The sequence below is a fragment of the Terrabacter sp. R4-6 genome (assembly GCF_057529065.1).
Genome location: NZ_CP197224.1, coordinates 2,374,868 through 2,397,090 on the forward strand (window position 1 = coordinate 2,374,868; position 22,223 = coordinate 2,397,090).

At 68.5% G+C, this 22,223-nt stretch carries 11 protein-coding genes and 1 pseudogene; 7 read left to right on the forward strand and 5 right to left on the reverse strand.

Going from position 1 to position 22,223, the window contains the following annotated elements:
* Positions 1-65 precede the first annotated feature (65 nt).
* The 5 genes from ACSSS0_RS11165 to ACSSS0_RS11185 all read left to right on the forward strand — a co-directional run bounded on the left by ACSSS0_RS11165 (position 66) and on the right by ACSSS0_RS11185 (position 8,166).
* Complete coding sequence (locus ACSSS0_RS11165) at positions 66-1,067, forward strand: LacI family DNA-binding transcriptional regulator (protein WP_487228001.1); 1,002 nt, start codon at positions 66-68, stop codon at positions 1,065-1,067.
* Between the two features lie 154 nt (positions 1,068-1,221).
* Positions 1,222-4,035 (forward strand): alpha-amylase family glycosyl hydrolase, encoded by a 2,814-nt coding sequence (locus ACSSS0_RS11170; RefSeq protein ID WP_487228002.1) that lies wholly within the window; start codon positions 1,222-1,224, stop codon positions 4,033-4,035.
* A 338-nt stretch (positions 4,036-4,373) separates the two neighbouring features.
* A complete protein-coding gene (locus ACSSS0_RS11175; protein WP_487228003.1) occupies positions 4,374-6,149 on the forward strand; it encodes a CocE/NonD family hydrolase in 1,776 nt (591 codons plus the stop codon).
* A gap of 417 nt (positions 6,150-6,566) precedes the next feature.
* On the forward strand, positions 6,567-7,289 hold the full coding sequence (locus ACSSS0_RS11180) for an HAD family hydrolase (protein WP_487228004.1): 723 nt from the start codon (positions 6,567-6,569) through the stop codon (positions 7,287-7,289).
* A 577-nt stretch (positions 7,290-7,866) separates the two neighbouring features.
* Positions 7,867-8,166, forward strand: coding sequence for a hypothetical protein (locus ACSSS0_RS11185; RefSeq protein WP_487228005.1), 300 nt, complete (start codon positions 7,867-7,869; stop codon positions 8,164-8,166).
* A gap of 140 nt (positions 8,167-8,306) precedes the next feature.
* Here ACSSS0_RS11185 and ACSSS0_RS11190 read toward each other — a convergent pair whose 3' ends face one another.
* Positions 8,307-8,705 (reverse strand): VOC family protein, encoded by a 399-nt coding sequence (locus tag ACSSS0_RS11190; protein WP_487228006.1) that lies wholly within the window; start codon positions 8,703-8,705, stop codon positions 8,307-8,309.
* Positions 8,706-8,922: 217 nt separating this feature from the next.
* Between ACSSS0_RS11190 and ACSSS0_RS11195 the strand changes: the two are divergent.
* Positions 8,923-9,165: pseudogene (locus tag ACSSS0_RS11195) on the forward strand (hypothetical protein); the annotation flags it as partial.
* Positions 9,166-9,281: 116 nt separating this feature from the next.
* Here the strand turns inward: ACSSS0_RS11195 and ACSSS0_RS11200 are convergent.
* From ACSSS0_RS11200 to ACSSS0_RS11215, 4 genes are all read right to left on the reverse strand, one after another.
* A complete protein-coding gene (locus ACSSS0_RS11200; RefSeq protein WP_487231230.1) occupies positions 9,282-9,971 on the reverse strand; it encodes a hypothetical protein in 690 nt (229 codons plus the stop codon).
* Positions 9,972-12,304: 2,333 nt separating this feature from the next.
* Positions 12,305-14,635, reverse strand: coding sequence for a beta-galactosidase (locus tag ACSSS0_RS11205; protein WP_487228007.1), 2,331 nt, complete (start codon positions 14,633-14,635; stop codon positions 12,305-12,307).
* Positions 14,632-16,827, reverse strand: coding sequence for a glycoside hydrolase family 3 N-terminal domain-containing protein (locus ACSSS0_RS11210; RefSeq protein WP_487228008.1), 2,196 nt, complete (start codon positions 16,825-16,827; stop codon positions 14,632-14,634). The genes ACSSS0_RS11205 and ACSSS0_RS11210 overlap by 4 nt, the downstream gene beginning before the upstream one ends.
* A gap of 1 nt (position 16,828) precedes the next feature.
* A complete protein-coding gene (locus ACSSS0_RS11215) occupies positions 16,829-20,332 on the reverse strand; it encodes a GH36-type glycosyl hydrolase domain-containing protein (protein ID WP_487228009.1) in 3,504 nt (1,167 codons plus the stop codon).
* Positions 20,333-20,509: 177 nt separating this feature from the next.
* On the opposite strand from ACSSS0_RS11215, the gene ACSSS0_RS11220 reads away from it, so the two are divergent.
* The gene (locus ACSSS0_RS11220) at positions 20,510-22,192 is read left to right on the forward strand and encodes an ABC transporter substrate-binding protein (RefSeq protein ID WP_487228010.1); all 1,683 of its coding nucleotides are present in this window, start codon (positions 20,510-20,512) and stop codon (positions 22,190-22,192) included.
* Positions 22,193-22,223 lie beyond the last annotated feature (31 nt).

Here is a 22,223-nt window from a genome sequence, read left to right on the forward strand (position 1 = left end):
CTCAACGTAAATTTTCGTTCGACCTTTGATATTTTCAGCAAGTGGCGCGGCACGGAGACCTGAACATGTCCGACCTCGCCGATCGGGCGGGTGTCTCCATCGCGTCGGTGTCCCGGGCACTGAGCGGCTCTCCTGGCGTGTCCGACGCGACGCGCGACCGGATACGCCGGCTGGCCGCCGAGCTGAACTACGCCGTCTCTCCGGATGCTGCGCGACTGGCCAAGGGATCCCGAGGTCGGGTTGCCGTGGTGACCGCGGATGTCGCGCACTGGTTCTACGCGTCCATGCTCGAAGGGATCATGAGCTCCCTTCGCGGATCCGACCTCGATGTGCTGCTCTACGAGGTCAAGCGCGAAGAGGAGCGACGGAGGTTCTTCGAGGAGCTTCCGGCTCGCCGCCAGGTGGACGCGCTCATCATCCTTGCGTTCCCGGTCAGTGAGGAGGAGCAGCTTCAGCTCGACCGGATGGGGGTCACCGTGGTGATGGCCGGCGGCACGTTGGCCGAGCAGCCTCATGTCCGGGTCGACGACGTGGAGGCGGCTCGGCAGGCCACGAACCACCTGGTGCTCGCTGGACACGAGCGGGTGGCCCTGATCAACGCTTCAGGTCGGTGGCGGCTGCCCTATGCCGGTCCACAGGACCGCCTGCAGGGGCATCTGAACGCCCTCCGTGACGCCGACCTTCCGGTGGAGGAAGAGCTCATGGTGCACGCGCAGTGGGGAACTGCCGGGGGCGCCGAGGGGATGGCTCGCCTGCTCAGTCTTCCGCGACCACCGACCGCCGTGGTCGCCTTCTCCGACGAGATGGCCTTCGGCGCGCTGCGGACCCTGCGTCGCTCCGGTATCGCCGTCCCGCAGACGGTTTCGCTGGTGGGCATCGATGACCATGAGATGGCCGAGGTCGTCGAGCTGACCACCGTGCGCCAGCCGGTCCTCGAGCTCGGGCAGACAGCGGGGAGCCTGGTCTTCCAGCTCCTCAGCGGACAGCACGTGGAGCAGCAGCACCTGACGCTGCCGACCCAGCTGGTCATCCGAGGCACCAGCGGCCCCCCTCGCACGACGAGATAGCGCGAACGGCGCAACCCTTGACATGTCTGGACATGCTTCACCATGCTCTTGTCGCGTAAGCGCTTGCGTAACTCCGTTCGCCGACGGTTCAGAGGTCCGGGGTCTACGCAGTGCACATCCCGTGCCGGCGGCGCTCTTAGCAGGGAGGCTATGTATGCGCAGGTCCAAACGAGCGTTGCTGGCGGCGGTCACCGCCCTCTTCGCGTTGGTGTTCAGCTCTGCCGCGATGTTCTCGGGTGCGGCAACCCCGTCCGCGGCGGCTGCCGAAGCGCCGTGTATCGACAACCCGTTCGGGAATCGTCCGCTCTACCTCAAGGGTGGGTTCAACGGCTGGTCTGCCAGCCCTGACTACCAGTTCGCCTACAACTGCAACCGGTTCGAGCTGACGGTCAACCTCAACGGCAGCAGTGACTTCAAGGTCGCCGACGCCGGCTGGTCCGCCGACGCCGACTTCGGTGGGGGCGCGGCCGGCGGTCGCCCGCAGCCCGGGGTCCCGCTGAAGTTGGCGCTGCGAGGCTCCAACCTGACCTACACGTTTGCTGGCGTGCACAAGCTGGTGCTGGACGTCTCCGCGTCGAAGACGACACCGACGCTGACCATCAGCTCGTGCGCGCAGAACCCGCTGGATCCCGCTCTGCTCGCGCTCAGCGGCGACTTCAACGGATACACCCCGCGCCCCGCCGACTTCTTCCAGTACAGCTGTGACGGCTACTACCTGAACGTCGACCTCCAGGGCACGCACGAGTTCACGATCCTCGACCCCATCGGTCCGGCCACGACGCGTCTGGGCGAGCCCGCCTCCGGCAACGGCGTCGTGACACCGAACCAGCCGTTCCCTCTGGCCTCGGAGGCCGACGGAGCCATCGCCAAGCTGCGCTTCGACTTCACCGGCGAGCACACGCTGCGGGTGAGCTTCGAGGGCGCCGACCAGCACCCGACCCTGACGATCACGCAGAAGACGTGGGTCAACCCCGGCCTTCCCGCCCAGGTCACCGACTCCGTGGCCCGACAGGCGAAGTACGACTCCCGCGACAGCGCCTTCAAGACACCGTACGGCGCGATGACGACGGGGCAGAAGGCCCGCTTCTCCCTGACGGCTCCCCCCGGGGTGACCTCGGCCGCGCTGGTGGTGGAGACCCGCCGCCTGGAGGGCAACCAGGAGGTCATCGAGTACCTCGACCCGGTCACGGTGCCCATGACGCGTACCAAGGACGGCGACCTCGAGCAGTGGAGCGCCTCGTACCGCTTCGCCGCCAAGAGCGTGTACGGCTACCACTTCGAGCTCTCGATCGGCGGCCAGCAGTACGTCTACGAGAACAACGACGACTCGATCTACTGGACGACCGAGCGCGGCTCCTTCGGAGTCGGCCAGATCGCCTTCGCACCGTCGGATCCCAAGCAGGTGCGCCGCTACCGGCAGACGGTCTACGACCCGGGCTTCACGGTGCCGGACTGGGCCCAGGACGCCGTCTACTACTACATCTTCCCGGAGCGCTTTCGTAACGGGGACACCGCGAACGACCCGCAACCGGGCCGCGCCACCTACCTCGATGGCCCGATCGAGTTCCACACCAACTGGCTGGACAAGCCCTATGTCCCCGGCAACGCCGACGGGTCCACCACCGACGACAACACGTACAACAACGACTTCTTCGGCGGCGACCTCGCCGGCATCATCGAGAAGCTCGACTACCTGAAGAAGCTCGGGGTCAACACGCTCTACATCAACCCGATCTTCGAGGCGGGCAGCAACCACAAGTACGACACCGCCGACTACCTCAAGGTCGACGACAGCTTCGGCACGAACGACGACGTCAGCCGGCTGACCAAGGAGGCGAAGGCCCGCGGGATGCGCGTCATCCTCGACACCTCGCTGAACCACACGGGTAGCGACTCGGTCTACTTCGACCGCTACGCCAACTTCCCGGGCACCGGAGCGTTCGAGAACTCGAAGATCCAGCCCGACTCGCAGTATGCCGACTGGTACACCTTCTTCCCCGACAGGACCAACCCGGACAGCCAGTACTCCGGCTGGGGCGGCCCCTCACTGCCGGAGCTGACGGAGTCGGAGGGCTTCAAGGACTTCGCCTTCCGTAAGCCCGACTCGGTGATGAACACTTGGCTCGACCACGGGACCGCCGGATGGCGCATGGACGTCGCCCCCTGGGTGAGCGACCAGTTCTGGCGGGAGTGGCGTGCGGCCATCAAGGCGCACCGGCCGGACGCGCTGACCGTGGCGGAGACGTGGTTCGACTCCTCCAAGTACTTCCTCGGAGACGAGTTCGACACCACGATGAACTACATCTTCCGCAACGCGGTCATCGACTACGCCAGCGGCCGCAACGCCAAGCAGGCCTACCAGAGCATCGAGCTGATCCGCGAGGCCTACCCCCCGCAGGCGTTCTACGCCCTGATGAACCTGCTGTCGACCCACGACGTGGCCCGGACGCTGTACGAGCTCGGTGACACGGGCACGGGCACTGCGGCGCAGGTCGATCAGGCCAAGGCGCGTTTCCGGCTGGCCGTGCTGTTCCAGATGACCTTCCCCGGAGCGCCTGCGGTCTACTACGGCGACGAGGTCGGCGTCACCGGTGGAGCGGACCCGCTGAACCGAGCCACCTACCCCTGGGCCGACAAGGGCGGAGCGCCGGACACCGCGATGCTCGCCGACTTCCAGAAGATGATCGGCCTGCGCAACCAGAACGAGGTGCTCAAGCGCGGCTCCATCGATGCACCGGTGCAGCTGGACGACAACATCATCGTCCTGACGAGGAAGTACCAAGGCGTGCGCGCCGTCACGGCCTTCAACAACTCGACGTCGCCTCGCGAGGTCACCGTCGAGCTGCCCGTCGGCTACGGCGACAAGCCGTACACCGATGCCATGACGGGCCGTGCGGTGCAGCCGGTCAAGGGCAAGCTGACCCTGACCGTGCCCGCGCTGAGCGGCTCGGTGCTCATCACCAGGTGACCAGTACGCCCCCGGGGCAGCGCCGTTGGTCGGCGCTGTCACGGGGGCGTGGGCGTCCGCGGCCTGTCGGTGACATTCGGACAGAAGAGTAGACAGCGAAGCATTCGGGCTCGTCGTGCCGCCATTTCCGGGCATTTCGTCGCTACTTTGAGAAAGCCCCTCACCCTCAAGGGACGTCGCCGGTTCCGGGGGCAGGAAGGACTCACATGAGAGCCAGGATCCTTGCCCTCGCCAGCTCGCTCGCCGTGGCCGCACCGTTGGCCATGGGGACTGTCGGGGAGGCCAACGCCGCATCGACCAGCGTCACCGAAACCCCGCCCGTCACTCTGGTCGACGGGATGACCTCGCCGAGGTACGACTACGCGACGGCCATCCGCGAGACCGTCTGGGTCGACACGCCCGACCTGGACGGGGACGGCCAGGCAGAGCGCATCGCCACCGACATCATCCGGCCGCGGGAGCTCGACGGCACCGCGCGGGTGCCGGTCATCATGGACGCCAGCCCCTACTACCTGAGCCTCGGCCGCGGCAACGACGGCGAGTTCAAGGAGTACGCGTCTGACGGCAGCCCGACGAAGTTCCCGCTCTACTACGACAACTACTTCGTCCCCCGCGGCTACGCCTTCGTCGCCGTCGACATGGCCGGAACGGCCCGCTCGACCGGGTGCACCGACGAGGGTGGCCGCTCCGACGTCGAGTCCGCCAAAGCGGTCGTCGAGTGGCTCAACGGGAAGGGCAGCGCCCACGACGCAAGCGGCGCCCTCGTCCAGGCGACCTGGAGCAACGGCAGCACCGGGATGATCGGCAAGTCCTACGACGGCACGCTGGCCAACGGCGTCGCCGCCACCGGCGTGGACGGGCTCAAGACGATCGTGCCGATCAGCGCCATCAGCTCTTGGTACGACTACAACCGCTGGCAGGGAGCCGTGAAGTCGCGCCACTACGCGAGCAGCCTCTCGCGCACCATCGCGCAGCGCCGCACCATCGCGACGGACTGCTCGGCACGGCTGGCGTACATGGACGCCAACGACGCCGACGCCACCGGCGCCTACACGGACTTCTGGGCCGAGCGCGACTACCGCGACGGCACCTTCTACGACGCGTCCAACGTCAAGGCGAGCGTCTTCATCGTCCACGGGCTCCAGGACAACAACGTCAAGACCATCAACGCCTCCAAGTGGTGGGAAGCGTTGGGGCAGAGCGGCGTCGAGCGCAAGATGTGGCTCAGCCGCCTCGGACACGTCGACCCGTTCGACCACGACCGGCAGGAGTGGGTCACCACCCTGAACCGGTGGTTCGACCACGAGCTCATGGGGATCGACAACGGGATCGACCACGAGCCGGCCGTCCGCGTCGAGACCGCCCCGAACCAGTGGGAGACCTCGAAGACGTGGCCCATCCAGTCCGCACGCACGATGTCGCTCAACCCGCGCGAGGACGGCACGATGGCCCTCGGCAAGCAGGACTCGGGCACGGCCTCCTACGTCAACAACTCCCGCCTGTCCGAGACGAACGCGGTCTCGCTGGCCGCCAACCCGAACCGCGTGCAGTTCCTCACCGGAGCGGTGACGGGGGACGTCCGGATCTCGGGCACGCCGACGGTCGACCTCACGGTGACCCACTCGGCTCCGGTCGGGCAGGTGTCGGTCATGCTCGTCGACTACGGCGCGATGGACCGGGTCAGCGCCACCGGTGACGGTGCCCTGACCCTGGCCACGGAGACGTGCTGGGGAGAGTCCATCGCCACGGACGACGCCTGCTACAAGGACGTCACGCGTCGCCTGCAGACCACCCAGCTGCAGGTGCTCGCTCGCGGTTGGGCCCGCCTCGACGGGGCCGGCCCGCACCAGGTCACCGTCGAGCTGGCCGCGAACGACGTCGTCGTCCCGGCCGGACACCAGCTTGGACTCGTCGTCAGCGGGGCGAGCAATGGCGTCATCGCCGTCGACACCAGCTCAGGGACGTATGCCGTCGACCTGCGCTCCACGCGGCTGAACCTGCCGGTCTCTGGGCCGATGAGCAGCTTCGCTCCCGGGCGCCTGACCGCCAAGGACACTGACGACTTGGCGAAGGGCACCCTGCCCGACCTCGACGAGACGGTCTGGCCGCGGTGAGCGGGCGCGCATGGGCGGTCGTTAGCCGCTAGCGCCGACGTTCAGTACGAGCGGCCCCCACGCCTGGACAACAGGGGTGGGGGCCATCTCCTGCACGGTGGGTAGGGCCGCGCCGAAGAGCGCAACCTGCCGAGTCTCAGGCAACATCGCCTTTCCAAACGGGGTCGCGGCAGACACGTCAGGCTCATCCGGCCCACGTGACGGCGTTTGCAGCACGCGCCGGAGGGCATGCTGGGGTTATGCGACTGCGGGATCATCACAAGGGAGACCTCGCCCTGACGGCTCTGACGCTGGCCGTCGCCGCGGCGGCAGCTGCCAGCGAAGCAGCCCGCTGGGCAGCTCGCCGTCATCGTCGACGGCACCCCTCTGCGCAGTCGATGCATCCCACGATGAAGTGATCCGGCGGTCGGCGAGGTGATGCATCGGGTCCGCGGTCGCGAGGCTGGTGACGGCTGCCCCGCGGGGTATGAAGAAGCCATGGCGGATACGGCGATCTTCGATGTCGACGGCACTCTCGTGGACACCAACTACCAGCATGCCCTGGCCTGGTTCCGCGCCCTGCGCCGCTATGACATCACCCGCCCGATGTGGCGCATCCACCGCGGCATCGGGATGGGTGGGGACCAGTTCGTCTCGGCGGTCGCCGGTCGGGAGGCCGAGGAAGCGCACGGGGACGACCTGCGCGAGGCGTGGGCGGAGGAGTTCGACGAGCTGATCGGCGAGGTTCAGCCCTTCGAAGGTGCGCACGAGCTGTTGGCCGAGGTCAAGGAGCGCGGCTTCCGGTTGGTGCTTGCCAGCTCGGGCAAGTCCCAGCACGTCGAGGCCTTCCTCGACCTCATCGACGGCAAGTCCCTGGCCGATGCCTGGACGACCTCGGACGATGTGGAGAAGAGCAAGCCCGAGCCGGACATCGTGGCGGCGGCGCTGGCCAAGGTCGAGGGCGCCAGCGCCATCATGGTGGGCGACTCGATCTACGACGCCCAGGCGGCGGCCAAGCTCAACATCCCGACCCTCGGGGTCCGCACGGGCGGCTTCTCCGTCGGTGAGCTGCAGGAGGCCGGCGTGCTGCAGGTCTTCGACTCGCTGGTGGCCTTCCGCTACGCCTTGGACGGCACCCCGTTGGCTCGCGCCAGCCGCTGAGCTCAGGTCGGCCCCCGTTGCCGGTCACGATCAGAAGATGCCTCCGCCTCCTCCGGCGCCCCAAGGGACGAAGCGGGGCGTGGTCTCGCGTGAGTCGGGGTCTGGATGTACCGAGGCGTCGAAATGGTTGCGACCGCAGAGGACGCAGATTCGCTCCCGCATCCCGGCGACGGTGGTGGGCTGCCAGCGGTGGCGGCCGATGATGCATCTCAAGCTCTTCTGGGTGTTCATGAGTTGAGAGTGCGCTGGGGGCTCCGGTTTGTCTGTGCGCGGGGCGACATAAAGAGCCAACTCGCGCACCCCTGCAAGAAACGTGCGCAAAGCGGCGCGGTGACGCACCGCATTTGGCGGGCGCAATCCCGTCACGGCGACTGAGGCCGTAGCCGCCGCGCGGTTCGACCTGATGATGTACTCACGTATGGGCATTGTGCTGGAGCCGCCGACGGGGGCGGCAGGGGTTCTCATCGGGTCAACACGCGCGGAGGCGACCCGGCAGTGCGCTGCCTTCGGCGACCCTCAGCCCTTTCGTCGCCATGACGAGGCCAACCCGTCCCTATCCGTGCGTCACCCAGCAGAGTTGTCTGTCTTCGTCTACTTCGATGACGCCGATGTCGTGAACGCGGTCGAGCTGTCTCGGCCCGACCACGGCGAGATCGTCGCTTTCGGCGATATCGACGTCTTCGGCGCTCCTGCAGAGGACGTGGTCGACCGGCTGCGCCGGATCACCCCGATCGAGGTCACGGACGGTGGCCGCTCGGCCACGGCTGCGGGCCTGCTCCTGGCGCTCTGGCGACCGACGCTGCCAGAGAGCGCGGAGGATGACGAAGGTCGGCACTTCCAGTCGGTCTTGGTTGCTCGACCCGGGTACTACGACTGAGTCACCGCCCACAACGTCAAGGGTGTCGAGCAGTCAGCGGCCGGCCGCGTCGCTACCCGTCGTCGGCGACGCTGTCTGCGGGCCGCGACGTGCAGAGACTCGCGGCGGATGGAGGCGAGTGGCGTGGTGTGATTCACGGGTCAGGCGTCGGCCTCGATCGCGAAGGTGTTGCCATCAGGATCCTGAAACCACGCGAGGCGACCGCCACCGGCTCGTTGAGTGATCCCCTGCGCGTCGTATTCATACGCGTCGTAACGGATGAACTCGACGCCAGCACTGGCGAGTTCCCCCACTACCTGGTCGATGTCATCGACGTACCAAGTGGCCAATGTCGCCTCTGACTGCCCAGCTGTGGCGGACTCATACACGTTAAGGGCAGGTCCACCGCCCGACTCGTAGACGCGGCTGCCGTCTGGGATCTCAGCGCTAGGGCCGGCCTTCAGTTGCTTCAGCCCAAGCTGCCCTTCGTAGAACGCGGTGGAGCGCCCGATGTCAGATACCGCGATTGACGCCCTTACTGGGAATGCACTCAACGGCATGATCCGGCCTCCAGTACGAAACGATCGACACCCGGCATTGTGCCCCGCGACGACGACCAGTCAGCCTTTGTGGTGACACCTTGCCTCAGCCCGCTCAGCCTTGGCTACGTGCGCACGGCGTCGCCACGGCACCCCGTCCGGCCGGTCCGGGCATGTCCCCCACCCGTGGCACAAACGCGGCGAATACACGCACGTCTACGGCTAGTACTTCAAACAGATGCCCATAACAGTTCCGCTCGATTGGACGCACTCGGGCGAGGGCGGTCATTCTCTCTACATCGGGATCTGGCCGAAAACCCTCAGCTGCGACGGGCTACGACGCAGCCGTCAGAGTCTGACAACTCGATCCGCTACGACTTTCGGTAATGCGGCTGGCTCGACCCTGCGTCTGACCCTGGGATCAATGCTCGCTGAACAGATCGGAAGCGAGTCGCGACGCTTTCGGTCCGGCCAACGCCTGACATTCAGCGGCGGTGAGGCCATCCTGTCAGTGGATGGCATGTGGGCGACGAATCGTTCGCCCAAGTGGACTCCATGTGGGTCTGTACTGGGGTGCGGCCAGCTTGGGAACGGCGCTCAACCAATGAACCAGACTTTGGTGATCTGCTCCCTTGTGGGCTTCGGAAGATCTGAGGACGTCATGCCCGTCCCAGCGAGTTCGCCCTTGAGGATCGTCCACATCGCATTGGCCTTGTCGATCGTGGGCCCCTCTTCGGGCGCAAGAAGTGCGAACACTGTGTCGCCCATCGGGCAGCCCGAGTGACAGCCGTAGGCGGGTACTGTTCCCTCGGGCGTGTAGGGCCACGAACCACCAGACCGGTAATACCAGCGCGAGCCGTCGTTTAGTTCGATCCCAAAGGGCTGAGGATCGCCTTGTACGGGTGTGGGCTTGAGGTTTATCGCGCTTCGAAGCACCAGCTTGTTCGTCCACGGCTCGTATGCGCAAACCAGAACGCCTGCGTCCCTGGGGGCCTCCCAACATGCAAACGTGCTGTCGGCATCCGAGCCGCACCGGTGAGTGTTCGTGGACGTGGAAACTGGGGAACCGCCATCAAAAGCGCAGTCGATTGGTTTGCCGCGCATGTCCTTAGCGGTGTACTCGGTGCGGACGTGGCCCGAGGAGTCGAACGGGTTCATCGTGATCACCTTGGTGATGGGCGCTGGTGCGACGGAGTCGGCGGAGGCGGTCGAGGCGGCCGCCACCGACGGAGCAGGGGAGTTGGCCGAGCAGCCGGAGGATGAACTCAGGGCTGAGGTGGCAGCCATGAGCCAAATAGCTAGTCGCCGAGCTCGAGCAAACATTGGTCCCCTAATTCCCCGTCAACGGTCGCCGGTGGCGCACTGATCGCCATTTGCACACCAAGCGCGAGTGAGCCTATCAGCGCATCCCTGGTGAGGTCCCTATCAGCGCATCCCTGGTGACGTCCCGGCAGGGAATAAGGTCGTGAACTGAGAGCGGCAGGGGCCGGAGCACAGCAGTAACGCGTGTGTGGGATTCGAAGTCCGGGTGGAGCGTGACTGTCGCCGGTAGACGCGGCGCGTGTTGACGCATGACGTCGATTGGCGTGGGCGATGGCTGCTTACCCTTGACGCTGCTCCAGGGAGCAAACGGCCAAACAGTCTTAGAAGGCGAGCGTCATCCTGTTGGCACTTCGGCGCGCACCGTCGCCGCGTAGGCCTCGACGGACCGGCTCCCCATCCCTCGAAAGGTCGCCGCCGCACTATTAAGGAACGACCATGAGCCCGGATTCTCTGCTGACCGGTTCGATGCATTCAGGAAACGATGGAAGGCATCCGCGCGGCAGATCAACGTCGTATCAAGCTCGTTCGGGTGGCAGGTCCTGGACGTGAAATGCTGAAGTTGTGTTCGCGGCCCGTGCCTCACCAGTACCGTTCCTGCAACGACTGCGCGCGGTCGCAGGGGTTCGACGCGATTAGGAAAGGGCTACCACTTTGCTCCCTGTCAGAGATATTTCTCAACTATGTAATTGAGTCGGCGTCGCGGTGGGTCACCCACACTCGCCTGTGGTCATGGCAGGTTCATCGAGCACGTTCGCTGGGCGGCTGGACAATTTTCGACTATTCACATCGTAATCAAGTGCGACCTTATTCGCCGCTTTGCCCGCAATGATTCGGAAGGGTTTCGACCCTGACCCGAGAGACTTTGAATAGTCCGTGCCGTCTTCAGAGTACGAGATGGTCAAGCCCCATTCCGCAAGGCCGGGCCGACATTTCCTGACAACCAAATAAAGGCTCGCTGGGGATGCGGAATCAACGCGGAACTCGGTACCAATCCGTGCTGGATTTGCTTCGGCCTCAACCAACTCGGCCTTCGTTGGTTCTTGATCGCCGTCTTGGACTATTCCGCGGTCAGCGATGACGGTCGGCGCGTTGTCAAGGTCCCATGTGAGCAGGCGTCGTATGGACCCCGGACCACACCCACCGATCCCTACGAGGGAGGCGACCGTAGCGGGTGGACTCGCATTCTCCTTGAATATGCTGGGGTGAATGCTCCGTATATCTGCATATCTTCCATTCTTGGCAGACAATCTTATACGCAAAACGTTCGTTTCATAGGCCGCCCCTCCGGCATTGAACAGGCTCGCGGGCCATTTGTCGATGCCGCTCGCTAGTTGGTTAGCGCCCAAGCCGCCTTGCGAAGTTGCGTACGGAGAGGTGTGACAAGTATCGCCAGCAGGCCAATCGAATGTGATCTCCACTGGCTCCGAACCGTCGGTCGCCTGATGAAGGTCGCGCAGGTTGTAACCAGTGATCTGACTCAAACTAGCTAGGAGGCCGATGACGGCTATCCCTCCACCGAGCGCTCTCAGCTTACGGTGCTGCGTGCAGAACACCTTCCATGTGGCCTCACGCTGGCAGCGCGGTCCGGGTTTGGTTCGTGCGAGGCACTGCATTGCCTGAGACTGCCACATCGGAGAGCCCCTGCAACCCCGCAGGACTTCACGCTCCCTCCGATTTGGCCATTCCGCGTCGAGGCCGCTTCGCTAGGAACGGGTCCAAGTGCTGCGCCGTTCGTGGCCCGAGCGTGCGCCCCCGGCACGGTGCGCAAAGTCAAGCCGCCGTCTGCTCGCCGCGGCGGAGCAGGTCCCGGGGGAACGCCCTATCTGGGCGGGATGGGCTATCTGCCAGGTGATCTTTCGATCACGAAACGGATAGTCCGGGATGAGGCGCCCGGCCACACCCGGACCGCTCCTAGTATCCGAAGTCAGGGATGCAGAGAATGTTCGCCCGGAGCTAGCTCGACTGGCAGGCCGTCGACGATGACCGTCGTGCCGCCGTGCTCGTCGAGGCCAGGGGCGGAAGTGCACCGTGCCGTCCGTGTCGACCCCTGAGATCTCGGCCGAGGCCCAGTCCAGACGCCGCCCCGCGACGTCGAGTCCGAGGGGCAGGATGTGCCCCGACCGCGGCGGCACGTGCAGGGTGGTGCCGGCTGCGATCGGGGTGCCGTCGAGAGCGACCGTCACCGTGGCCGGTGCGCCCGAGGTGTTGATGACGTGCACGGCGCGCTGCCCGTCGTCGGTGCTCGTGGTCGTGGCGAAGACGCCCGGCCACACCCGGACCGCTCCTAGTATCCGAAGTCAGGGATGCAGAGAATGTTCGCCCGGAGCTAGCTCGACTGGCAGGCCGTCGACGATGACCGTCGTGCCGCCGTGCTCGTCGAGGCCGGGGCGGAAGTGCACCGTGCCGTCCGTGTCGACCCCTGAGATCTCAGCCGAGGCCCAGTCCAGACGCCGCCCCGCGACGTCGAGGCCGAGGGGCAGGATGTGCCCCGACCGCGGCGGCACGTGCAGGGTGGTGCCGGCCGCGATCGGGGTGCCGTCGAGGGCGACCGTCACCGTGGCCGGTGCGCCCGAGGTGTTGATGACGTGCACGGCGCGCTGCCCGTCGTCTGTGCTCGTCGTCGTGGCAAAGACGCCCGGCCACTGCGTCTCCAGGCGCAGGCCCGGACTCACACCGAGGCTCGAGAGGGCGCGGTCGAAGAGCACCGGGTCCGACGGCACCTGGGCAGCGAGCACGATCGCGCGCCCCTCGCCGAGCGGCACGTCGACGCCGCACACCGCGCCGTAGACGTCCGTCAGCACGACGTCCCCCCGCCCGTGATCAAGCTTCTGCACCCAGCCGGCCCGCATCTCCGGCCACGGCTCCGCCCACCCGTGGGCGACCAGCGACGGGTAGTAGTGGCCGGTGTCGCGCACCACCTCACCCGCCCTGAGACCCAGCGCATCCGCCAGCACCGTGCACGGCGACCCGTCGAGGTCGCGCTCGGGCAGCCGCCCGAGCAGCACGACGTTGCCGCCCGTCGTCACGTGCCCGACGAGCCGCTCCTGCACGACCCGCGACAGGTAGCGCCCGGACCCGACGAGCACCGTCGACCCCGGCGCCGGGTCACGCCGCTCGAGATGCGTTGCGCCGTAACGGAAGCCGCCGAGCAGGAGCGACCGCGCGAGTGCCCTACGCTCCCCAGCCCCCCGATGCGACGTCAGGTCGTCGACGACCTCCGTCATCACATCAGACGAAGGGTGGTGGTACTCCGTCATGTACGCGTCGAGCACGAGTCCCAGCGACACGTCGTCGTGGTCCTCGTCCATCCGGGCCAGCCACGGCTCGTTGGCCTTGATGGCCTTCACCGCCCGCGCCGTCGCCGAGTACGCATACCCCCGCTGACCCTCCGGCCCCACCGGAGCCGCCGTGCCGTGCCGCTCACCGGTGAAGCTGATCCGGTCGTTGCCATCCCCCACAGCCTCGTCGAGCGGCGGGTTGATGCCGCCGGCGAAGAGGTAGTAGTTGATGAGCCGGTTGCCCTGCGCCAGGCACAACCGCGTCTTGAGGTCGGCCGTCGAGGGGTCGTACTGCATCTCGGCGCCCGCGCCGTAGTCACCCGAGCCGGCCTCGAACTCGAGCGAGGTCAGCGGCTGGTCGGAGTCGTGCACCGCGGCCATGTAGGCGTTGATGACGTAGAGGTCCGTCATCGTGTTGAGCGTCGCCTCGCCGAGGTAGTGGTCCGACCCCGAGACCATCCCCGGGATGCCGGCATACGTGTCGACGAGCTGGCTGATGCCGATCGGGAAGGGGGCGCCGTTGCCGCCCTCGGTCCCGTGGATGTTGACGAAGAACGGCACGCCGGCGACCCCCCGCTCCTCGCACATCGAGCGCAGCGCCGCGACGTAGTCGGCGAACCGCTGCCGCATGAAGAGCCCGAGGTCGAGTCGCAGCGCGCCCGCCCACTCCTCCTTGGGTGACCGCACGACCTCCGCCCACCCCGACGAACCCGGCGACACGGCATACGGCCCCGAGTCACCATGGCGCGACCGCACGAAGTCGCCGAACGACGCGACGAGCCCGTCCGTGAGGTCGGGCGAGTTCGTCACCCAGGCGAGCATGCCCACCTCGTTGTCCAGCTGGACGCCGACGATCGGGCCGCCGTTGGGCTGCAGCCGCGGCGCGAGCACCGGCATGATCGCGTCGAACCAGCGCGCGCTCTCTGACAGGAACGCCGGCGCCAGGTAGTCGACGGTGCTCGACGAGACCGTCTCGCAGTCCCACCCCACCGGGATGACTTCCGGGTGGTCCCGGTAGACGCTGAACGGGATGCCCTCGTTCTTCAGCTCGGCCATGATGAACGGCCCCGGCCGGGCGATGAAGCGCAGCCCCTTCTCGGCGGCGAGGTCGATGAACGCGCCGATGTCGCGCTCGGGCCGCGTCTCGCCGGTCACGTCGATCGACCCGTCGGGCAGCTCGTGGAAGATCCACGGGATGTAGGAGGCGACGGTGTCGCAGCCGGCCTCGACGAGCAGGTCGAGGCGCTGGCCCCACTCGGCGCGCGCGACGCGGAAGTAGTGCACCTCCCCCGACATGACGATGACGGGCTCGCCGTCGATGCGGATCTGGCGCTGGACGGTCTCGATCATGAGGAGGCCTTCGGGGACGTGATGGTCACGGACACGGACTGGAGTCGGGCGGCGTCGGGCCCGGTGAGCAGAACGATCTCGCCCTCGTCGACGCGCGTCGTGAGGTCACGGCCTGCGTATGCCGTCTGCTCGGCCTGCACGTCGAAGGTGACCTCGCGCGCCTGGCCGGGCTCGAGGTCGACGAGCGCCCAGTCGGTCAGCTCGACGAGCGGGCGGGTCACCTGGGCGACGGGGTCGCGGAAGTAGAGCTGGACGACCTCCCGGCAGGGCCGCTCGCCCGAGTTGGTCACGGTGACGGTGAGGGTCGTGGACCCGTCGGTCGTCATCGTCGGCGACGACAGGACGGGTGCCCCGTAGTCGACGCTCGTGTAGGACAGGCCGAAGCCGAAGGGCAGCCGCGGGTAGGTGAGGGCATCGATGTAGCGGCCCTCCTGGTGGTCGACGTCGGCGCGGATGAGCCGCCCCGTCGGGCGCTGGTGCGTGCTCGTCGGGATGTGGCCCGTCGAGAGCGGGAAGGTCATCGGCAGCCGGCCGTGCGGCTCGGCGTCGCCGAACAGGACGTCGGCCAGGGCGGTGCCCGCCTCGGTGCCCGGGTGCCACACGACGAGCACCGCGTCGGCGAGGTCGAGCAGCTCGGTGAGGTCGAGCGGGCGGCCGGTGTAGACGACGGCGACGAGCGGCTTGCCGAACCCGGCGACCGCGCGCACGAGCTCGAGCTGGCCCGGCGGCAGGCCGATGTCGACGACGGACTGCGCCTCGCCGGAGCGGGACCGGTGCTCGCCGAGGAGCAGCACCGACGTGTCGGCGGTCCGTGCCTGCATCAGGGTCACGTCGGGGAAGCGGCCGTCGGCCACGGTGACGCGGTCGCCGAGGCGCTCGCGCAGGGCCGCCTCAGGAGTGACGACCTCCTCGCCACGGCCGTCGAGGACCCACGTGCCGAGCAGCGCGTCGCCGTCGTCGACGAACGGACCTGACAGCAGGACCTTCCCGGCATCGTCGCCGAGCGGCAGGACGCCGTCGTTCTTGACGAGCACGTGGGCGGCCTGCGCGGCGCGGCGGGCGACGGCCCGCGTCTCGGGAGTGGGCGCGTTGGACACCCCCGGCCGGGCGGCATACGGCCGCTCGAAGAGCCCGAGGCGGAACTTGAGGCGCAGCACGCGGCGCACCGCGTCGTCGACGAGCGCGAGGTCGACCTCGCCGGACTCGACGAGCTCCTCGAGGTGCTCGAGGTAGGCGCTGCTCACCATGTCGAGGTCGACGCCCGCGCGGATCGCGAGGGCCGCGGCCTCCCGCTTGTCAGCGGCGACGCCCTGGAAGACGATCTGGCCGATGCCGTTCCAGTCGGCGACGACGACGCCGTCGAAGCCCCACTCGCCCTTGAGGACCTCGCGGACGAGGTGCTCGTGGGCGTGCATCGGGATGCCGTCGACGTCGTTGAAGGCGGCCATGACGGTGAGGACGCCGGCGTCGACGGCCGAGCGGAACGGCCGCAGGTGCAGGTTGCGCAGGGTGTTCTCGCCGACGCTGACGGTGTCGTAGTCGCGGCCCCCGGCGGCGAGGCCGTAGCCGGCGAAGTGCTTGGCGCACGCCGCGAGGCGGTCGGGGTCGCTTGGGTCGTCGCCCTGGAAGCCGCGGACGAGCGAGGCGGCGAGGCGGCCGGAGAGGACCGGCGTCTCGCCGAGCGACTCGGCGACCCGGCCCCAGCGCGGCTCCTCGGAGAGGTCGACCATCGGCGTGAAGGTCCACGCCACGCCGTCGACCGCGGCCTCGCGGGCGGCGATCTCGCCGATCTCCTCGGCGACGTCGGGGTCGAAGGACGCCGCGATCCCGAGCGGGATCGGCGCGACGGTGCGGTGCCCGTGGATGACGTCGCGGCCGAAGAGGAGCGGGATGCCTAGGCGGCTGCCCTCGACGGCGTGCCGCTGGGCGGCGTCGATGTTGCCGACGAGGACGCCCTCGTCGCGCTCGTTGCCGGCCGTCGCGCCGGAGGCGTAGAGGCTCGAGCTGATCCGGCCCGACGCGATCTCGGCGGCGTCGGCCTCGGGGTCGATGTTGGCGACCTGGTGGGTCTGCCCGACCTTCTCGGCCAGGGTCATCTCGGTCATGAGGAGGTCGACGCGCTCCTCGACGGGCAGCGTGGCATCGAGCCACGGCCGCCGCTGGGTGGGCGGCGTGGCGGTGACGTCGGTCATGTCAGTGGGTCTCCACGAGGATCTCGCTGGTCGGGGCAGTGGCGTCGGCGGCGTCGGTGGTCTCGGCAGTCGGGGGCGCGAGCAGGTCGGCGGTCCGGACGGCCGCTCCCGCCCGGCGGTACGGGTTGGTCAGCGGTCGCAGGCTCAGCTCGCGCCCGTTCACGGTGACCCGGCGGACGCCGTGGCCCTCGGGCCCGACGACGTAGCGGACCGTGAGGTCGGTGCCGGCCAGGGGCAGGCGCGCGGTCAGCTCGGAGGCTGCGGCGCCCGCACCACCGTCACCGCTCGGCGGCAGCACCGGGTCGATCTCGACGTCGTCGCCGCGCTGGCGGATGCCGAGGAGCACCTCGGTGACGAGCCGGAGCACGAGACCCGGCCCCGACGAGTAGACGCGCCACCCGCCCTCGAGCGGCACGTCGCCGGCCATGAGCGCGGCATACCGCTCCGACGCGTCGTAACGGTCGGTGAAGGCGCCGTCGGACGAGGAGTAGTAGCACGTCGTCTGGCGCGGACGCGCCTGCGGCACGAGCGAGTCCAGTCCGACGGGGCTCGCCTTGGCCAGCGCCGTGAGCAGGGCCGCGCCGTCGCCGACGCGGGCCAGCGCCTCGGCGTAGCGCAGGTGCGCGTGCATGTACATGAGGCCGATCTCGCGGCCCCAGAAGGTGCTCGCCTCGGCGCGCTGGAAGACCGTCATCGGCCCGCCGACGTAGCTGACCGGCCGGTCGAAGAGGCGCGCGCCGTCCGGCCCGAGGAGGTGCTCCTCGATGAGGTCGAGGTGGTGACGGGCCTGCTCCGGCGTCAGCAGGTCGGCGCCGATCGCGTGGATCCACGGCAGCACGCCGTAGTGCAGCCCGGTGCGCTCGTCGGTCGGGTGGACGAGCGGCTCGAAGTGCCCGTCCTCGTGCTGCAGCAGGTAGCCGGGCAGCACCGGGTCGGCCGCGAGCTGGTCGAGGAGGGCGTCGTGGGTGCGCTCGGCGAGCTCGTCCGCGTCGGCGGCCAGGGCAGAGGCGCCGTTGGGCGCACCGACCGCGTGGAGCCCCTCGGCGAGGGTGCGCAGCGACTGCGTCTGGAGCACGGCCGTCCACGTGGAGACGAGGTGGGCGGCGAGGTGCGGGTCCGCCGGCTGGAGCGAGTCGTTCCAGTCGCCGTGGCCGTATGCCGGCAGCGGGCTCCCGGGGACCGTGCACTCCGCGATCCGCGCGACCGCACGACGGAGGTGCTCGGCCACCGTGGCCGGCTCGCCGAGCGCGTCGTCGCCGACGAAGGCGACCGTCTCGTCGAGCAGGCTCGCGTCGCCGCTCGTGCGCAGGTAGTCGCCGGCCGCGAGGACGGGCCAGAAGACGACGTCCCCGTGCGAGTCCTGCTGGCCCGTCTCGGGCAGCGGCGGGAGGAACTCGAAGGCCTGCGGCCAGTCGCCCCGGGCGTTCTGGGCGCGGAAGACGCGCAACAGCACGTCGCGGACGGCGTCCTGACGGCCGAGCGCCGTGAGCAGCCCGACGGGCCCCTGGCAGACGTCGCGGGTGCCCCACGCACCGCCCGAGAACTGCTCGAGCCCGCGCGGGGAGAGGTAGTGCACGAAGGCGTTGTGCGTGAACCACGGCAGGGCCGCCGAGAGGTTCGCGGCCTGGGACCCGGCGTCGCCGAGTGACGACCCGTCGAGGGCCACGGCGTGGCCGGCCTTGTCCCAGAAGGCTCCTCCGAGGTGCTCGCCGGTGGGGACGACCTCGCCGGCCGCTGCCTCGCCGGGGGCGGAGCGGACGACGACCTCGAGCTGATCGCTCGGGTCGAAGAGCACGGTGAGCCAGCCCGGGCCGCGGCCCACGCCGTCGGCCTGGAGCCGGGCGTCGCCGACCTCGGCGGTGCCGGGGCCGGTCCACGAGACCCGCCACGGACGCGGGTCGCCCGCGGTCGTGACCTCGACGTGGTCGTCGGCGGTCGTGACGGCGGGTGAGTCCGAGAGGTCGTCGGCGACCTGCAGCGCGAGCATGACCCGGCGCGGAGCCGCGCCGCGCTGCCCGACCGACAGCGTCAGGGCGTGCTCGTCGGCGGGCGCTGCGGACCTCACGGTGAGCACGGGACCCGACGCGGCGGCATACCACCACGTGCAGTGGTCGAGGCCGGTGAACCACGCGCTCGGGGTCTCGAGGAGGCTCCACGTGCCGTCGGCGTCCTCGACGAAGAGGCGCACGCCGTGGGCGCGCTGGAGGCCGAGGTAGGTGCGGCGACCCGTGACGACGGGGTTGCGGCCGACGTGGCCGCGCGTGACCTGGGAGTGGAAGGTGCCGGCCATCCACACCGTCGACGCGAGCGACCGCGAGTCGGGCGTGAAGGTGTCACCGGTGCGGAGCAGGTGGCCGTGCGGACGCAGGACCGCGAGCTCCTTGGCGGGAGTGACGAGCTGGCCGCCGCGGACGGTCCACGCCAGCTCGGTGCCGTCGTCGGCCGTCTCGAGGTCGGTGCGGCCCTCGAGCAGGCCGGCGTCGTCGAGCTCGTCGCGGTCGAGGGCCCGTGACGCGAAGGCCGGGCTCGACGACCACAGCGTGGCGGGTGTCGCCGCTCGGTCGCCCTCGGCAGCATGAGTCGGCCGGCCGTGGGCGCCGTCGCCCGCCGGCGCCCACGGGGTCGGGGTGGCCGCGAGCGCGACGTCGGCCCAGCGGGCGTCGGCGTCGGAGGTGTCCTCGGGGTGGTCCTCCAGGGCGATGCCCCAGAAGCCGGTGCGGTGGGAGTCGGCTGGCGCGATCTCGACCGGGGCGTCCTGCAGGGCGATGAGCGAGTGCTCGTGCTGGAGGCGCGCGCTCGGCAGATCGACGGCGTCGAGGCCCGGCCACGTCACGCCTCGCCCGGTGCGGCGGACGAGCTGGAGCGCGTCGGTCGCCCAGCCGGTGCCGGCGCCCACCGTGCCGACCATGAGCCAGGGCACGCGCTCGCCCGGCATGTTCTGACGCACCGCGACCGCCGTGCCGTGCCCGGCCGTGGCGACCGGGGTGATGTCGAGGTACTGGCTGACGTAGTACTCGTTGATCCGGACGTTGCCGAGCGGTGCGAGGGCGGGGTCGTGGGTCAGGACCGCGTCTGCGGTGACGGGCTCACCCGTCGTGTTCGTCAGCTCGAGGTCCCAGTGCCACGTCGGGGTGGCGGGGGTGGCCGGGGCGTCGGGCGTGTTCGCTGAGCCGTCACCGACCTGGAGGGTGAGGCGGTAGTCGAGGCCCTCGTGCCGGCCGGTGACGACGACGGCGCCGTCGCCCTGGGTCCCGCCGAAGGTGACGACCGAGCCGCTGCCCGGCCCCAGCAGGGCCCGACGACGGATGCCGTCCGGCCGGTGCACGCGGAGGTGGACGTTCGTCAGTCCCGCCTCGGCAACGGTCGCGGGGTGCAGCAACAGGCTGGTGCCGAAGGCCTCGAGACGGCGGAGCGCACCGTTGTCGAGGACCTCGGCGAAGAGCCCGGAGCTGCCCTCCAGGGTGAGGACCGAGGGGGCGGTCAGGACGGCGTTGTCGTCTGGCACCTCTCTTTCCTACCAGTGCCCACTCTGATCAGCGATAGGCGAATCCCCCTGAAAACAAATGAAAGTCAGGGGCAGCACGGAAGTGGGTATGAAAGTAGTTACATGGTCGCAAGTCGTTGACAGGTGGCGTTGACGGACGCCTAGCCTGACGCAAAACGCCCCCGACGGAGGTCTGCAATGACGCTGACTCGAAGCAAGCCCGTGCTGATCGTGACCGGCCTGACCGCCGCGCTGGCCCTCGCCAGCTGTGCCGGCAGCGCGAAACAGAAGGAGAGCGACGGCGCCGCAGGCGCCGGAGGGATGATCGCCCAGCTGACGTTCCCCTCGGAGGCAGACGCATCGGTCGGCAGTCTCGCGAACTACAACCCCTATGCGCCCAAGCCATTGACCACGACGTGGCTATACGAGCAGCTCATCGTCCGCAACGCGCTGACGTGCGAGGAGACTCCGTGGCTGGCCGAGAAGGCCACCTGGGAGGGTGGCGAGAAGCTCACCTTCGACATCCGGCAGGGTGTCAAATGGACCGACGGCCAGCCCTTCACGGCGAAGGACGTCGCCTTCACCTTCAACCTCATGAAGCAGTACCCGGCGCTCGACAAGCCCGGTGTCTGGACCTCGACCTTCGGTGCGCCGGCCACCAGCGTGACGGCGGAGGGCAACAAGGTTGTCTTCGCCTTCTCCGGCAACGCCGCGCCCAAGTACGACGGGATCATCGCGGCGAAGATCCTGCCCGAGCACATCTACTCGAAGGTCGGCGACCCGACCAAGTACGTCGACAAGACGCCCGTGTCGACCGGTCCCTTCAAGGTGGGCAGCTTCAACGGCCGCCAGCTCGTCCTCGAGCGTCGACCGGACTACTGGCAGGCCGACAAGATCAAGGTGAAGAAGCTCGTGCTCGAGGGCCAGTACGACGCGGCGCAGGCAGCCCTCAAGCTGCGGTCCGGTCAGCTCGACGCCTACTTCGGTGAGATCCCCAACCCCGAGAAGACGTTCGTCAGCGCGGACCCCAAGAACAACCACTTCTACTACGCGCCCAACGGCATGACCGTGCTCACGGGCAACAACGAGAAGGCGCCCTTCAACGACGTCAAGTTCCGCGAGGCCATCTCCTATGCCATGAACAAGAAGGAGATGTCGGTCAAGGCGACCTACGGCGTCATGAAGCCGGCGAGCCAGACCGGTCTCAAGCTGCCGTCCATGGAGAGCCTCCTGCCCGACAAGTACGCCGGGCAGGACACGGTGCTGCCCTACGACCTCGCCAAGGCCGGTCAGCTGCTCGACGCGGCCGGCTACAAGAAGGGCGCCGACGGCAAGCGCACGAACCCCGACGGCTCCCCGCTCGCCGTCAACTTCTCCGTCCAGGCCGGCTTCATCGACTACCAGGCGATGGCCGACGTGGCCGTCAAGGGGCTCAACGACCTCGGGATCACCTCGAAGGTCACGGCCTCCGCACCGGACTCGGTGGACGGCCAGAAGAAGACCGGCGACTACCAGCTGATGCTCGAGTACCTCCACGGTGGCTGCGAGCTCGCCAAGAACCTCGGCACGAAGCTCTCGAGCACCCAGATCCCCACCAAGACCGAGGTGCTGCCCAACGTCCAGCGCTTCAAGGACCCCGCGGTCGACGCGGCCGTGACGAAGCTCGCCGGTGACACGGACAAGGAGAGCCAGAAGGCCGACCTGGCCCCGCTCGTCGACACGATGATGACGCAGTACCCGGTCACGTCGCTCATCTACGCGCCGGCTCGCGTCATCTACCGCACCGACAAGGCGGTCGGCTGGCCGAGCGAGCAGGACCCGTACGCCAACCCCCAGGACGACAAGCTCCTGATGCTGACCCACCTCACTGCCCCGAAGTGACGAACCCCGCCTCCGCCGGGGCGGCTGGTCC